The sequence below is a fragment of the Gordonia sp. NPDC003504 genome, assembly GCF_053587995.1.
The window spans coordinates 706,905-722,314 of sequence record NZ_JBSFPC010000002.1; the positions used below are offsets into that span (position 1 = coordinate 706,905).

The following is a 15,410-nucleotide window of genomic DNA, read 5'->3' on the forward strand; positions in this document are numbered from 1 at the left end:
CGATGACCGGGCACGACGAGCGCACCGACGAGACACCCGCGTGTGTCGACGTCGGGACGCAACGTGCCGCGCTGGAAGACCTCGACGTCGGGACCCAACGCGCGGAGTCCGACGATCTCGACCCGGGAACCCAGCGCGCATCGCTGGAGGACCTGGATCCGGGAACCCAGCGCGCATCGCTCGACGATCTCGATCCGGGAACCCAGCGATCCGATCCCGCCGACCTCGGGACCATGGCCACCCCGATGACCGGATCGACCGATCCTGTGGTGCGGTCCAGACCGCTCATCCCGACCGAGGCACTCACCTCGGTCGGCCAGACCCGTCGTCTCGTCCCAAAGCGCCGCCCGCAGGTGCACGATCGGCGACTCGGCAGCGGTCTGGTCGAACTCCCGAAGATCACCGACATCGAGCCCGCGGACGCCGTCCTGGACTATCCGGTCATCGCCGAGGCCAAGCGCACCTGCTGGCGCTGCGGCCGACCGGTGGGACGTGACTCTGGTTCGGCTGCAGGCGAACTCACCGGAACCTGCCCGCACTGCGGCGCGCGATACTCCTTCGTTCCCGGACTCGAACCGGGCACCGTCGTCGCCGGACAGTACGAGATCGCCGGCGCCATCGCCCACGGTGGCCTCGGCTGGATCTACCTCGCCATCGACCGCAACGTCTCCGACCGCCCCGTCGTCCTCAAGGGTCTGCTGAATTCGTCGGACTCCGAGGCGCAGCAGGTGGCACTGGCCGAGCGGCAGTTCCTGGCGTCGGTCAATCATCCCGGCATCGTCAAGATCTACAACTTCGTCGAGCACGTCACCGACGACGATCAACGCTTCGGCTACATCGTCATGGAGTACATCGGCGGCCAGACGCTCAAGCAGATCACCTCCGGCGGAGCGGATTCCGACTCCGCGCAGGCAACGATGCCCATCGAACAGGCGATGGCCTACATTCTCGAGGTGCTGCCGGCCATCGGATATCTGCACTCGGTGGGACTGGTGTACAACGACGTCAAACCCGAGAACATCATGATCTCCAGCGACGAGGTCAAACTCATCGATCTCGGCGCGGTGTCGGCGATCAACGGGTACGGACACCTGTACGGCACACCGGGATTCCAGGCGCCGGAGATCGTACAGACCGGACCGCAAGTGGTCACCGACATCTACAGCATCGGACGGACCCTGGCGGTCCTGACCGTCGACATGCCCATGGAGAAGGGACGCTATCTCGACGGGCTGCCCGACGCCGAGTCGACACCGGTGTTCGCCGACAACCCGTCGTTCCACATGCTCCTGCGGCGGGCGACCGCGGCCGACCCAGATGACCGCTTCGCCTCCGCCGAGGAGATGACCACGCAGCTGCTGAATGTGTTGCGCGAGACCGTCGCCGTGCACACCGGGGTGCCGCGACCGTCGCTGTCGACGGTGTTCACCCCGCAACGCTCCACCTTCGGGACCGATCTGATGCTCGCTCCCGTCGACGGCTTCTTCGATCCCGATCTCGCCGCCTTCTACGATCCGGTCGACATCGCCCGCGCGCTGCCGGTGCCGCTGGTCAATCCGACCGATCCCGCTGCCGGACTGCTCAATTCGGCGGCGCTGTCGGATCCGCGCCAGACCCTCGACTCGATCGGCGCGGCCCGGGCCGAAGGTTTCGCATCACTGCTGGGCCGCCCGGCCACCAGCGCCCACCCGTCGCTGGAGATCGACCTCGCCGAGGCCCGAGCACACCTCGAACTCGACGACGTCGACACCGCACTGGCCGTGTTGCGGGATGTCTCTGCCCAGCACGGGGATTCGTGGCGGGTGCAGTGGTACATGGGTATCTGCGCCCTGATGAACGACGAACCGGAGTTGGCCCACGCCCGCTTCACCGACGTCCTGGCCGCGATGCCCGGTGAGGTGGCACCCAAGTTGGCGACCGCCGGCACCTCCGAACTCATCGGACGATGGCTCACCGACGAGAAACAGCCGACCGACGATGCCGACGGCGCTCCCGATGCGCGCATCGAGGAGATGTACGCGATCGCCGCACACCATTATCACGACCTGTGGCTGACCGACCACAGCATCGTCACCGCCGCCTTCGGGCTGGCGCGCCTCGCCGTGGCCCGCGGCGACTTCGACGCCGCGATCGAACCGCTCGACGAGGTCCCCCCGACGAGCCGTCACTACAACACCGCCCGGGCCACCGCCGTGCTCGCTCTGGTCCACGGACGCGATCCGCAGTTGGTGGAGAAACGTCAGATCATCGAGGCGGCACAGCGTCTGGAGGCGATGCCGGATTCCGAGCCCCGCAAGGCGCGTCTCCAACTCATCGTGCTCGGCACCACGATGGGGTGGATCATGGCCCATCCCGAGGAGGCCGGCACCCCGGCCACCGTGCTCGGCGTGCCGTTCACCGAACGTGGACTCCGCGCCGGAACCGAACGCGCACTGCGCTCACTGGCCCGTCAGATGCGCAGCAACCGCGATCATCGTTTCCTGCTCGTCGACCTCGCGAACTACGTGCGGCCCGACAGTCTGTTCTGACGTCGTCCCGTCGAGTGGGCGCCCTTCTCCGTCGAGTGGGCGCCATATCCCGTCGAGTGGGCGCCCTTCTCCGTCGAGTGGGCGCCATATCCCGTCGAGTGGGCGCCTCGCGTTCTACCGCCGCACCGACGACCCGGCACGCGCCGAGATCGTGTGATCGCCCGACAGGAATTGCGACATCATCCGGCGGTAGGTGGCGGTGTAGGTCGGCCACATCACCGAGTTCCGGCCGGTCGAGTCGAAATACCAACTGCCACAGCCACCGGAGTTCCAGACGGTCGACGCGAGCCGGGCATCGATGTCGGCCACGTACCGATCGTGGGCGGCCTGCGTCACCTCGACGGTGCCCGCGCCGTGCGCGGCGAGATAGGTCAGCACCTGGCCGATGTAGTAGGCCTGCGCCTCGAGCATCAGCACGATCGACGAGTGGCCGAGGTTCGTGTTCGGGCCGTACATCAAGAACAGGTTGGGGAAGTCCGGGATCTCGACACCGCGGTAGGCGCTCGGCGATGCGTGCCAGACCTCGTCAAGTCGCCGTCCGTCGCGGCCGGTGATGACCGACGCCAGCGGTGGGGCGGTGGGCGTGAACCCGGTGGCGAAAACGACGGTGTCGACCTCGAATTCGGCGCCGTCGGCGCTCACCGCACCGGTCGGGGTCAGACGCGCCAGGGCACCGGTGACGGTGGTGTGCGGATGGACGAGCGCCGGGTACCACTTGTTGGAGATCAGGATTCGTTTGCATCCGATGCTGAAATCCGGGGTGAGGCGCCGACGCAGGCCCTCGTCGGCGATCTGATGATGCAGATGCCGCAGTGAGATGGCGCGGAAGATATTGAGGAGTTTGCGGTGGTGCGCCATCGCCATCACATTAAACTCGTGAGTGAGCCAGGTGAATCGCCGCGCAGCCCGATGCAGCTTCGGGAAGCGTTTGTAGGCAGCCTGTTCCACCGGCCCGATGGTGCGATCCAGGCGCGGGATCACCCACGACGGGGTGCGCTGGAAGACCACCAGTTGGTCGACGTCGTCCACGATCTCGGGCACGACCTGGATGGCCGACGCACCGCTCCCCACCACCGCGACCCGACGACCGACGAGGCTGTGCCCATGGTCCCACCGTGCGGTGTGAAAGACGTTGCCGGAGAAGTCCTCCAGGCCGTCGACCGCCGGAATGGTCGGGGCCGACAACGCCCCGGGCGCCGCTATCAGGTAGGTGGCCAGTATGGTGCCACTCGAGGTGTCCACCCGCCAACGACCCTGATCGGCATCCCACTCCGCCGCGAGAACTTCACAGTCATAACGGATCTGATCGTCGAAGTCCCGCGCGACACCCTCGAGGTAGTTCTTGATCTCCCAACCACGGCCGTAGGTGTGCGACCAGTCGGGCTTGTGGGCGAACGAGAGTGAGTACAGGGATGTGGGCACGTCGCAGGCTGCGCCGGGATAACTGTTGTCACGCCAGACGCCACCGGGGCCGTCGGCACGTTCGACGGCGACCACCGTGAGATGCGGGTGGTCGGTACGCAGTCGGTGCAGCGCGGCCAGTCCGCCGAATCCGGTGCCGACGATGAGGACGTCGACGCACTCGTTGCCGCCGCTCGGCTCTGAGCCGCCCCTGGCGGGCGGTTGCATGCCGGGTCGATCGGTGGGAGTGAGAGTCATTGTCGGAGCGCCTCGGTGAAGGTGGTGAAGATGCGACGGGCGACGTCGCGGTCGGTGGAGGGGTCGCGCAGCAAGCGCGAAATGGCCAGTCCACGAGCGAGTTCGGCGGCCACCTCGATCTGTTCCGCGGAGTAGCGGTGCCCGAACAGTTCGAGACCGGTGGTCAGCAACTCCTCGGCGATGCGCCGCTCCACCGGGATCAGTGCTTCCCGCAGTGCGGGATCGGTCCGCGAGGCGACCCAGAGTTCCAGCGCCGCGTAGAACAGCGGACCGTCGAACACGTCGAGCAGCAGGTCCAGGTCCGGTTCGGCCGCGCCGGCACGTTCGATGATCTCGGCCTTGCGCCGGTCGACGAGGTAACCGATCGCGGCCACCACCAGCGATTCCCGTGTCGGGAACTGATGAAGCAGCGCACCGCGTGACACCCCGGCCCGCCGATTGACCTCCTGGGTGGTGGTGGCACCGTACCCACGCTCGATCAGCAACTCGACGGTGGCGTCGAGCACCTTGTCGCGCGTCGCCGCCGAGCGTTGCGCCTGAGTGCGCGGGGCGGGCGCCGTCGGGACGGGAGTGGTCGTCGTTTCGGACACTCCGTGATCGTATCCGCCTACTTACAATCAGTCCAGACTGTTTTGTGCGCGGTTCTCGCCGGCCGACACCGCGACCCCGTTGACGGCGCTCACCTCACCGTTGACTGCGCTCTGGGGTCGTTCCAGCGCAACCTACGGAGGCCTCGACACCTCCCTCGGCCAGCGCCTCGTCGGGCGCGACCGACGGGTGGGCGAGCGCCGTCAGTGGGTCGGCGAACCCCGTGAGTGAGTGTGTGAGCGCCGTCAACGCGTGGGTGAGCGCTGTCAACGTAGAGGCGAGCGCCGTCAGTGCGGCACGCGCACTACTCCTCGACGACTTCCGCCGACTGCCGTGCGATGGCGAGTTCCTCGTTGGTGGGGATCACCAGGACGGTGACCGGGCTGTCGTCGGTGGAGATGCGTCGTGGTTGCCTGCTGCGCACCGCGTTACGTTCCGGGTCGACGACGATGCCGTAGTTCTCCAGCCCGGCGAGGGCGTCGGCCCGGACCGACGCCGCGTTCTCGCCGACGCCCGCGGTGAAGGTGATGGCGTCCACCCGTCCCAGGTCGATCATGTAGGCCCCGATGTAGCGGCGCAACCGGTGGATGTAGACGTCGTAGGCCAGCTTAGCGGCCGGGTCGCCGTCGGCGATTCGCTGTGTGACGGAACGGAAGTCGTTGTCTCCGCAGAGCCCCTTGAGGCCCGAGTTCTTGTTCAGCAGGGTGTTGATTTGATCGGCATTCAGTTTGACGACGCGGTGCAGATGCAGCACGACGCCCGGGTCGATGTCACCGCTGCGGGTACCCATCACCAGCCCCTCCAGCGGCGTCATACCCATGCTGGTATCGATGGGGTCGCCTCCCCGGATCGCCGAGGCGGACGCACCGTTACCCAGATGCAGCACAATCTGATTGACGTCGGACGGTTCCTTGCCCAGCAGGTCCGGCACCTGCTCGGAGACGAACTGATGGCTGGTCCCGTGGAAACCGTAGCGGCGAATGGCATGCAGTTTCGCGACGCCGCGATCGATGGCATAGGTGGCGGCCGCCTCGGGCAGCGCGTGAAAGAAGGCCGTGTCGAAGACGGCCACCGAGGGCACGTCGGGAAGCTTGTCCCGGGCCGCTTGGATACCGATGAGATTGGCCGGGTTATGCAGCGGCGCAAGCGAAGAGATGCGTTCGATCTCACTGATGACGTAGTCATCGATCAGCGTCGGCTCGAAGAACGTCCGCCCGCCGTGCACCACTCGGTGCCCCACCGCCGACAGCCCCGCGTTCGCGAGGTCGATACCACCTTCGGCGAACAAGGCCATCACCCGGGCGATGGCCGCGGCATGGTCGAGGAGTTCGAGTTTCTCGGTGATCTCCTCACCGGCCTGGACGTGGGTGATCGTTCCCTCGTCCTCACCGATGCGTTCGGCGATCCCCTCCGCGATGACCACCTCGCTACCCGGATGCACGAGTTGATATTTCAGCGATGACGATCCGGCGTTGAGAACCAGCACCGACCCGGCGATCTGGTCGGTCATCGGGTGACTTCCTCGGCGGCCATGTTCTGCGCCTGGATCGCGGTGATGGCGACGGTGTTGACGATGTCGTCGACCAGCGCACCACGCGACAGGTCGTTGATCGGCCGTCGAATACCTTGCAGCACCGGCCCGATGGCGATGGCGCCGGCGCTACGCTGCACGGCCTTGTAGGTGTTGTTGCCGGTGTTGAGATCCGGGAAGATCAGCACCGTGGCGCGCCCGGCGACCGGCGAGTCGGGCATCTTCGTCTTTGCGACGGACGGTTCGACCGCCGCGTCGTACTGAATCGGGCCTTCCACCAACAGATGTGGGGCGCGCTCCCGGACGAGTTCGGTGGCCACGCGCACCTTGTCGACGTCGGCACCGGTTCCCGAACTCCCCGTCGAGTACGACAGCATCGCCACCCGAGGCTCGATCCCGAAGCCCGATGCCGTGGTCGCAGAGGAGATGGCGATGTCGGCGAGTTGCGCGGCGGTGGGATCGGGCACGATGGCACAGTCGCCGTAGGCCAGCACCTTGTCGGCCAGGCACATGAAGAACACACTCGAGACGGTGGAGACGCCGGGTGCGGTCTTGATGACCTCGAAGGCCGGGCGGATGGTGTGTGCGGTGGTGTGCGCCGCGCCACTGACCATGCCGTCGGCGCGACCGGTGTAGACGAGCATCGTGCCGAAATACGAGACGTCGCGCATCCGCTCCTGCGCCTGCTCGAAATCCATCCCCTTGTGCTTGCGGAGTTCGGCGTAGATCGTCGCGAATTCGTCGGTGAGTGGCGAGGTTCCGGGATCGATGATCTCGACGCCGGTGATGTCGATACCGAGATCCTGCGCTCGCCGGCCGACCGCGTCGGGATCGCCGAGGATGATCAGCGAGACCACATCGCGACGCAGCAGACGTCCGGCGGCGCGCAGGATGCGATCGTCTCCACCCTCGGGGAGCACGATGCATTTCCTGTCGGCGCGGGCACGGGCGATCAGCCCGTACTCGAACATCTGCGGCGTGGTCACCTGACTGGTCGGCACCTTGAGGACGCTCATCATCTCGTCGGCGTCGACGTGGCGCTCCATCAGTTCCAGTGCGGCCTCGATCTTGCGGACCGATCCGACCGCCACCCGCCCGCGGGTCTTGGCCGCGGTGCGCGCGGTTTCGTAGGTCCCCTGTTCGCAGGCCAGGATCGGCAACGTCGACTTCAGGCCGCTGACGAGTGCGTCGATCATCGGATGGGGATGCAGCCCACCGTTGAGTATGATGCCGGTCAGCCGCGGAAAACCCTGTGCGGCATTGGCGGTCACCAGCGCGAGCAGGACGTCGGACCGGTCGGCCGGGGCGATCACGACCATGCCGTCGCTGAGGCGTTCGAGGATGTGCTCGACGGTCATGCCGCCGACCATCACGTTCAGCGCCTCCCGGTCGAGCAGTTCGGGGTCCCCACTGAACAGCGAGGCACCGAGCGCCTCCTGGAGTTCGGCCATGGTGGGCGCGAACAGCACCGGGTCCTCGGGCAGGCACCAGGCCGGCACCGGTACCCTCTCAAGTTCGGCACGAATCCGTGACATCTGTTGCGGATCACAGCGATTGGCGACGATCGCCGCGGTGGTGGCGTGGATGGCCGCGATCTCGGCGAGCAGATGTTCGGCGAGATCGCGCACCTCGCCGGCAGTATGACCGGATGCGTTGAGCGCCAGGATGATCGGTGCCGAGAGGTTGGCCGCGACGCGGGCGTTGAAGGCCAGCTCGGACGGATTGCCCACGTCGGTGTAGTCCGAACCGAGGATGACCACGGCGTCACATCGCGATTCCACGACGTGGAAACGGGCGACGATCTCGGCGATCGCCCCCTCGGGCGCGGCGTGCACCTGGTCGTAGGTGACGCCGATGCAGTCGTCGTAGTCGACGTCGGCCGAGGCGTGCTCGATGAGCATCTCCAGCAGGAAGTCGCGTTCGGAGGCGACGGCCCGCGAGATCGGCCGGAATACGCCGACCCGACCACCTGTCGCCGACAGCAACGCGAGCACACCCAGCGCGATCGTCGACTTTCCGGTACCCCCCTCGGCCGAGGCGATGTAGATACTCGTCGACGGGGCGTTCGCGCTGTCCTCGCTGGCTGCGGTCATGGTGTCTTAGCCTAGCGATACCCGCCCGGCCAGGCGCCCTACTGACCGGTCGGTTCGGTATCCTCCGGCTGCGCGGCGTCCGCGACGATCGCGCGCACCACCAGGTCGGCCACCTCCTCATCGGACAAAGCGCTCTGCGGGACGAGCATGACCGAGTAGATCACCCGCACCAGGAATTCAGCGGCTCCTCGCGGATCGGGCACCAGATGTTCACCGATCTCCGGTTCGAGGTCCTGTAGTGCTTCGTCGACGATCCGCTCCACCAGCGACGGCCCGGCGGCGGCGTCGGTGCTGATGATCGCCCGGACGATCTCCTCGGGTTCCTTGCGCAGCACGTACTGCAGGGCCTCGTGCTCCCGGATGTAGGGCAGCACGTTGCGGATCTGGGCGCGGACCTTGCCGGCCGCGTCCGGTTCGCTCGCCGCCCAGTCACGCAGCAGCACCCGCAACTGCGCGACCTCACGCTCGACGATGGCCGCAACCAGCGCATCGCGCCCACCGAACATGCGATACGCGGTGGCCCGTGCGACACCCGCGTGGCGAGCCACCGACGTCAGGCTCAGCGCCTTGGCCCCGAAGCGGGACACCAGGCTGACCCCGACGTCCACCATCCGATCGCGTTCCATGAGAAAACGTTAGCGAACGGGTCGCAATCGGGGTGATGCGCCGCGCACGACGTCACAGTCATGTCACTGTTGTACGCATAGATGTCGATCATAGTAGTCTCGCCGCATGCCCCCCGACGGACCCGCCGCGCCGACCGCGCTGACCACCGCCATCGCCGACGCGGTCCGCAGCGCCCGCCTCGAACGCGACATGACCGTCGCCACCCTGGCCACCGAGTCGGCCGTCTCGCGCGCGATGATCACCAAGATCGAACGCGGAGACGCCCAGCCGACGGCCGCGCTGCTCGCGAAACTCGCCAACGCCCTGGGCCTGACACTCTCGGAGCTGATCGCCCGCGCCGAGAATTCCGAGGCGCGGCTGGCCCGTCGGGACGAACAACCCACCTGGACCGACCCCGACACCGGATACCGCCGACGAGCCATATCCCCCTCCGCCGCACACGATCTCGAACTCGTCGAGGTCGATCTCCCACCCGGCTCACAGGTCTCCTACCCCGCAGAGTCGTATCGCTTCATCGATCAGCAGATCTGGGTCCTGGCCGGCACGCTCAGATTCGACGAGGGATCAGCGACCCACGAACTCCACACCGGCGACTGCCTGTCACTCGGCGCGCCGTCCCCATGCCGATTCCACAATCCGTCCACCACCGAAGCGTGTCGTTATCTTGTTGTGCTCCACAAGGTTTCCCGACCGCGCTGACACCGGATCTACCTTGAGAGGCCCCACCATGGACATCCGCGACGCCACCGACCTCGACGCCGAGGGCATCACCGTCATCTACAACGACGCCGTCGCACACACCACGGCAATCTGGAACGAGCGCCTCGTCGACGCCGACAACCGCCGCGGATGGATCGCCGACCGTCGGGCCGCCGGATTCCCCGTTCTCGTTGCCGTGGAACCCGACCCGGCCAATCCCGACGCGGAGCGGGTCCTCGGCTACGCCACCTACGGCCCGTTTCGCCCCCACGACGGCTTCCGCCGCACCGTCGAACACTCAGTGTATGTCCATGGGGATCAACGAGGTCGCGGCCTGGGCACCGATCTGATGGCGGCCCTGCTCGATCGGGCGCGCAACTCCGGCGTGCACGTCGTCGTCGCCGGGATCGATGCCGCCAACACCGGGTCGATCCGGTTGCATGAGCGACTCGGCTTCACCCGCGTGGGGACGCTGCGCGAGGTCGGTACGAAGTTCGGATCATGGCTGGATCTCGCTTTCCTGCAACTGATTCTCGACGACGGGACGCCCGCCGACCGGTGAGGCGGATCGGCGGGTTCGCCGACGGCTACCGCCAGCGGCAGAGCCTTGCCAGTTCGAGGGAAATCCCATCTCGTCCTCGGACCGCATCCGAATCGATGCCAGTCGCGTCGTGATCAGGTCGGCGATCCCGTCCACCCACGTGGTTCCCGGCGCCAGAATCTCGCCTGGTCTCGCATTGCCACGGGTTCGCGTGCCCGTGACACCCGAGTCGTGAGCGATACGGTCGCGGTCGCTCATGTTCATGCCTTTGTAGACCTATGCGGGAAGGTTGATAGAAGTCCGGCCCACAGTTCCGTCAACTGTCACAACTCGGTTCGCGTACGGCCTGACCACCATCGACCGGCTGCTCCACACTTACCCGACGCCACCGCAGCGGCACCCGCAGCAGCCCGCGTGTCAGCGCGACGCCCACCAGGCACAGCACACCGCCGACGATCCGAAGGGGTGTCGGCACCTCGGCGAGCAGCAGCCAGGACAACACGATGACAAGGGCCGGCACCACCAGCGTGGTGGCGGCCATCGCACCCGCCGACGTGCGGGCCAGTGCATAGGCCCACGTGCTGAAGGCTATGGCGGTCGGGCCGATACCGAGGAAGACCATCCAGCCGATGTCGGCGGCCGAGGCCGAGGCCACCTCGCCGATCGCGGCGGGAACAAACGGCAGGGTGACGACGAGACCCGCGAACGCACCCCAGAAAGTCGCGGTCAACGCGTCGACGGTGCCCAGCGCCACCTTCTGCACCAGCACGCCGGTCGCGTAGAGCACGGCGGCGAGCAGCCCCAGTCCGACGCCCAGCCAGTCCGCGTGCGTGTCACCGCCACCCACCGTGATGAGGACGACGCCGCCGAATGCGACGGCGATCCCGACCACCAGCCGCATCGAGAATCCTTCACCCAGAAAGAGTCCGGCGAAGACGGCGACCAGGATGGGCGCAAAATTCACCAGCAATGCCGCGGTTCCGGCGTCGATGTGCTGTTCGGCCCAGTTCAGCACCACGCTGTAGGCCCCGAACCACGCTGCGCCGTAGGCGATCACCAGTGCCAGGTATCGGCCGCGCGGTGGCACGAACGGGTTCGACGCCGCGCCACTCGATCCTCGTGCCACGACGGCGGCGAGCACCACCAGCGCGACGACCGCGATGGCGAGTCGCCCGAAGGCGAGCACCCCCGGCGAGAACGCCTGTCCGGCCGAACGGATCGCGATGAACGACAGGGACCACAGCGCGACGGTGGTGGCCGCGGCGAGGGCCGGAAGATTCACCGCACGTGGCTTCAGAGAATCACTCCGCGACAGTCAGTTTCCGCAGGCGCGGGGCCAGATCGGACTCGAAGTTGTCGAGGAAACGACGCTGATCATGTCCCGGCGCGTGGAAGACGAGGTGATTCAGGCCGGCGTCGGTGTAGAACTTCACCTTCTCGACGGCCTCGTCGGGGTCGGAGGCGACGATCCAGCGCTTGGCGACCTGCTCGATCGGCAACTCGTCGGCCAGGCGTTCCATCTCCGTCGACGAGTTGACGCTGTGCTTCTGCTCCGCGGTCAGTGACAGGGGCGCCCAGAACCGACAGTTCTCCAGTGCCAGTTGCGGATCCGGATCGTAGGAGATCTTGATCTCGATCATCCGGTCGATTGTGTCGAAGTCACGCTCGGCCTTCTCCGCACCCTCCTTGACCGCCGGGATCAGCTTCTCGGTGTAGAGTTCGGCCCCCTTGCCGGAGGTGCAGATGAAACCGTCGCCGGCCCGGCCGGCATACCGTGCGACGACCGGTCCACCCGCGGCCACGTACACCGGAATCGGTTGCTCCGGAACGTCATACATGTAGGCGCCCTGGGTGTGGTAGTACTCGCCATCGAAGTCGACCTCGTCACCGGTCCACAGTTCGCGCATCAGCCGGATGGCCTCGCGCAGCCGGGCGAAGCGTTCCTTGAACTCCGGCCATTCCCCCTGGAATCCGGTGGCGTATTCGTTGAGGGCCTCGCCGGTGCCGACGCCGAGCATGATCCGGCCCGGATACAGGCAGCCCATGGACGCGAAGGCCTGCGCGATGACGGCCGGGTTGTAGCGGAAGGTCGGCGTCATCACCGAGGTGCCGATCTGCACCCGCTTGGTGCGTTCGCCCACCGCGGCCATCCACGCCAGCGAGAACGGGGCGTGCCCGCCGTTGTGGCGCCAGGGCTGGAAATGATCGCTCACGGCGACCGAATCCATGCCGTGCTCCTCGGCCGCGACCGCGATCTCCACCAGCTCGCGGGGATCGAACTGCTCGGCCGACGCCTTGAATCCGAGTTTCAACTGCTGTGCCATGTCGCCGCCTCACTTCGCGGAACGGCCCGGTCTCGAGTGCCGGTGCGCTCCGATCACTGTCGTCTGATCGACATCCAACGTACTCATCGGGTGACGAGACGCACAGACTCGACCCCTTACACCCACCTCCCGGCGAGCTGGACCTCAAGTTCACTTGAAGTTCTATCCTCGTCGTCATGAGCATGGAATCCGTCGCCTGGGACATGATGTACCGGACCGGCACCGCACCGACCGGGTCGAACGGAGGCGCCGACCGCCGCACCACCCTGCGACGGGTGAGCGGCTTCGCGCGTCCGCACCTGCGCCGCATCGTCGCCTTCCTCGTGTTGTCGGTGTTCACCGCGGTTCTCACCGTCGTCACCCCGCTGCTGGCGGGCCACGTCGTCAACCTGATCACCGCCGGTGACGCCGGGGCCGGTCCGGCCATCGTCGGCGTCGCGGTGCTCATCGCGGTGATCGCGGTGGCCGAGGCGCTGGCGTCGGTCATCACCCGCTGGCTGTCGGCGACCATCGGCGAGGGCCTCATCCTGGACCTGCGTCGCGCGGTCTTCGACCACGTCCAACAGATGCCGGTGGCCTTCTTCACCCGCACCCGCACCGGCGCTTTGGTGAGCCGCCTCAACAATGACGTCATCGGCGCCCAACGCGCGTTCAGCGACACCCTGTCCGGGGTCGTCTCCAACGCCGTCACGCTGGCGCTCACCCTGGGCGTGATGTTCGCGATCAGCTGGCCGATCACCCTGCTGGCGCTGATCCTGTTGCCGGTCTTCGTCATTCCCGCGCGACGACTCGGCCGGCGGATGTCGGCGCTGTCCCGGGAGGCCGCCGAACACAATGCCCGCATGTCGACGCAGATGACCGAACGGTTCTCCGCCCCCGGCGCCACCCTGGTCAAACTGTTCGGACGACCGGAGACCGAATCGGCGGCCTTCGCCGACCGCGCGGATCGAGTGCGTGACATCGGAGTTCGACGCGCCATGCTGCAGTCGGTGTTCATGACGGCACTGACCCTGGTGTCCGCCTTGGCCCTCGCCCTGGTCTACGGCCTCGGTGGCTGGCTCGCCGTGCACGAGCACCTGTCCGCGGGCGCGGTGGTCTCGCTGGCCCTGCTGCTCACCCGGATGTACGCACCACTGACCGCCCTGGCGAACGCGCGCGTCGAGATCTCCTCTGCGGTGGTCAGTTTCGAGCGCGTCTTCGAAGTCCTCGACCTTTCACCCCTCATCGCCGACAAGCCCGACGCCATCGCGGTGCCGCACACCGATGAGACCCGCGGCGTGACGGTCCGATTCGACGATGTCTCCTTCGCCTACCCGTCCGCGGACAAGATTTCCCTCGCCTCACTGGAAGAGGTTGCGCAACTGGACAACCGGGGCGGCAGTACTGTACTGCATCACATCGACCTCGATGTCCCGGCCGGATCGATGCTCGCCCTCGTCGGCAGTTCCGGCGCCGGAAAGTCGACGATCGCCTCCCTGGCCACCCGGCTCTACGACGTCGACGAGGGGTCGGTGCGGCTCAACGGCATCGACGTCCGTGACCTCCCGTCGGCATCGGTGCACGCCACCGTCGGCCTGGTCACCCAGGACGGTCACCTCTTCCACGACACCGTCCGCGCCAATCTGGGTCTGGCACGCCCGGACGCGTCCGACGACGACATCTGGGCAGCGTTGCGCCGCGCCCGACTCGACGATCTCGTCGCGACACTGCCCGACGGCCTCGACACCGTCGTCGGCGAACGCGGATATCGGCTCTCCGGCGGTGAACGCCAGCGGCTGACCATCGCGCGACTGCTCCTCGCGAGGCCGTCGGTGGTGATCCTCGACGAGGCGACCGCCCACCTGGACTCGACGTCGGAGGCCGCGGTGTCGGCGGCGCTCGGCGAGGCCCTGGAAGGCCGGACGTCGATCGTCATCGCCCACCGGCTGTCGACCATTCGCGCCGCCGACCAGATCGCGGTGCTCGAAGACGGCCGCGTCGTCGAACGCGGAACCCACGCGACGCTGCTCGCGAAGGGCGGGCGCTACGCCGAGCTGTACCGCACCCAGTTCGCCGGGGAAGAGCAGACCCGCGAGTGCTGCCCCGCAGTCGGGGCGTGAGCGCACACTCGACGGGAAAGGGCACCCACTCGACGCAAAACGACGCACACTCGACGGGAAAGGGCGCCCACTCGACGGGGCGGGATCGTCAGTCCTCGGGGTCGTCGTCGTGATCGCCGGGCGGCGGCGTGAGCTTGGCCTTCCGGTAGGTCATGACGACCATCATGATGTTGACCAGGATGAGGATGATGCCGAGCGCGACCCACACCCAACGGCCGTCGCGCCACCAGGTGTAGGTCAGGAAGCCGACGCAGACCATCAGAATGATGGCGCCGACGGTGACCATGCCACGCGAAAAGCCCTGCGCGGCGCTCTGGAACTGATGATTGGTCACCGGACGTGCACTCCTCGAACTACTGGGGTCAGTTCTGCACGACGATCGCCACCGCGGTCGCCACTGCCACCACCACTATGGCAGCGACGACGATGATCACCTGGCTCGACCCCGGCATCGGCTCACCACGACGCAACGCCCGGTCGGTGCGCCGCCACCGCCAGGCGCCCAGCAGCACGATCGCACAGCCGAGCGCGACCATCACCAGGCCGAGAACCGTCTCCACGATCGCATCGGTGACGTCGGGGGCGACGTAGACGATGGCCACGCCGCCGGCGATGAAGCCGAGCGCGGTACGCACCCACGCCAGCAGGGTGCGTTCGGCGGCGAGGGTGAATCGGGCGTCGGGAGCACCCGGCGGCCTCAGGTCCTCGGCGGGCACAACCC

Annotated in this window: 13 protein-coding genes; 4 read left to right on the forward strand and 9 right to left on the reverse strand. The window is 67.1% G+C overall.

All coding sequences use genetic code 11. From position 1 onward, the window contains the following. Positions 1-2: 2 nt before the first annotated feature. On the forward strand, positions 3-2,528 hold the full coding sequence (locus tag ACWDPV_RS07535; protein WP_348808421.1) for a tetratricopeptide repeat protein: 2,526 nt from the start codon (positions 3-5) through the stop codon (positions 2,526-2,528). Between the two features lie 114 nt (positions 2,529-2,642). On the opposite strand, the gene ACWDPV_RS07540 is transcribed toward ACWDPV_RS07535, so the two are convergent. From ACWDPV_RS07540 to ACWDPV_RS07560, 5 genes are all read right to left on the reverse strand, one after another. Next, entirely contained in the window at positions 2,643-4,157 is a 1,515-nt protein-coding gene (locus ACWDPV_RS07540) for a flavin-containing monooxygenase (protein WP_449742458.1), read from the reverse strand. A gap of 26 nt (positions 4,158-4,183) precedes the next feature. Then, on the reverse strand, positions 4,184-4,777 hold the full coding sequence (locus ACWDPV_RS07545; RefSeq protein ID WP_449742396.1) for a TetR/AcrR family transcriptional regulator: 594 nt from the start codon (positions 4,775-4,777) through the stop codon (positions 4,184-4,186). A 302-nt stretch (positions 4,778-5,079) separates the two neighbouring features. Beyond that, complete coding sequence (locus ACWDPV_RS07550) at positions 5,080-6,285, reverse strand: acetate kinase (RefSeq protein WP_449742397.1); 1,206 nt, start codon at positions 6,283-6,285, stop codon at positions 5,080-5,082. Next, positions 6,282-8,399 (reverse strand): phosphate acetyltransferase, encoded by a 2,118-nt coding sequence (gene pta, locus ACWDPV_RS07555; RefSeq protein ID WP_449742398.1) that lies wholly within the window; start codon positions 8,397-8,399, stop codon positions 6,282-6,284. The genes ACWDPV_RS07550 and pta overlap by 4 nt, the downstream gene beginning before the upstream one ends. A 38-nt stretch (positions 8,400-8,437) precedes the next feature. After that, a complete protein-coding gene (locus ACWDPV_RS07560) occupies positions 8,438-9,025 on the reverse strand; it encodes a TetR/AcrR family transcriptional regulator (protein ID WP_449742399.1) in 588 nt (195 codons plus the stop codon). 106 nt (positions 9,026-9,131) lie between these two features. On the opposite strand from ACWDPV_RS07560, the gene ACWDPV_RS07565 reads away from it, so the two are divergent. Next, on the forward strand, positions 9,132-9,725 hold the full coding sequence (locus ACWDPV_RS07565; RefSeq protein WP_449742400.1) for a helix-turn-helix domain-containing protein: 594 nt from the start codon (positions 9,132-9,134) through the stop codon (positions 9,723-9,725). A 28-nt stretch (positions 9,726-9,753) separates the two neighbouring features. Beyond that, complete coding sequence (locus ACWDPV_RS07570; protein WP_449742459.1) at positions 9,754-10,287, forward strand: N-acetyltransferase family protein; 534 nt, start codon at positions 9,754-9,756, stop codon at positions 10,285-10,287. A gap of 295 nt (positions 10,288-10,582) precedes the next feature. Here the strand turns inward: ACWDPV_RS07570 and ACWDPV_RS07575 are convergent, their stop codons facing one another. Further along, positions 10,583-11,548: a DMT family transporter gene (locus ACWDPV_RS07575; protein ID WP_449742401.1), complete on the reverse strand. Its 966-nt coding sequence runs from the start codon at positions 11,546-11,548 to the stop codon at positions 10,583-10,585. A 19-nt stretch (positions 11,549-11,567) separates the two neighbouring features. Beyond that, the gene (gene fgd / locus ACWDPV_RS07580; RefSeq protein ID WP_449742402.1) at positions 11,568-12,590 is read right to left on the reverse strand and encodes a glucose-6-phosphate dehydrogenase (coenzyme-F420); all 1,023 of its coding nucleotides are present in this window, start codon (positions 12,588-12,590) and stop codon (positions 11,568-11,570) included. Positions 12,591-12,766: 176 nt separating this feature from the next. Between fgd and ACWDPV_RS07585 the strand changes: the two genes are divergently transcribed. Continuing rightward, positions 12,767-14,689, forward strand: a complete 1,923-nt coding sequence (locus ACWDPV_RS07585) for an ABC transporter ATP-binding protein (RefSeq protein ID WP_449742403.1) — start codon at positions 12,767-12,769, stop codon at positions 14,687-14,689. Between the two features lie 88 nt (positions 14,690-14,777). On the opposite strand, the gene ACWDPV_RS07590 is transcribed toward ACWDPV_RS07585, so the two are convergent. Then, positions 14,778-15,023 carry a hypothetical protein gene (locus ACWDPV_RS07590; RefSeq protein WP_449742404.1) on the reverse strand — a complete coding sequence of 82 codons (246 nt, stop codon included), beginning with the start codon at positions 15,021-15,023 and terminating at the stop codon, positions 14,778-14,780. Positions 15,024-15,051: 28 nt separating this feature from the next. Next, the gene (locus tag ACWDPV_RS07595; RefSeq protein ID WP_348808424.1) at positions 15,052-15,405 is read right to left on the reverse strand and encodes a YidH family protein; all 354 of its coding nucleotides are present in this window, start codon (positions 15,403-15,405) and stop codon (positions 15,052-15,054) included. Positions 15,406-15,410 lie beyond the last annotated feature (5 nt).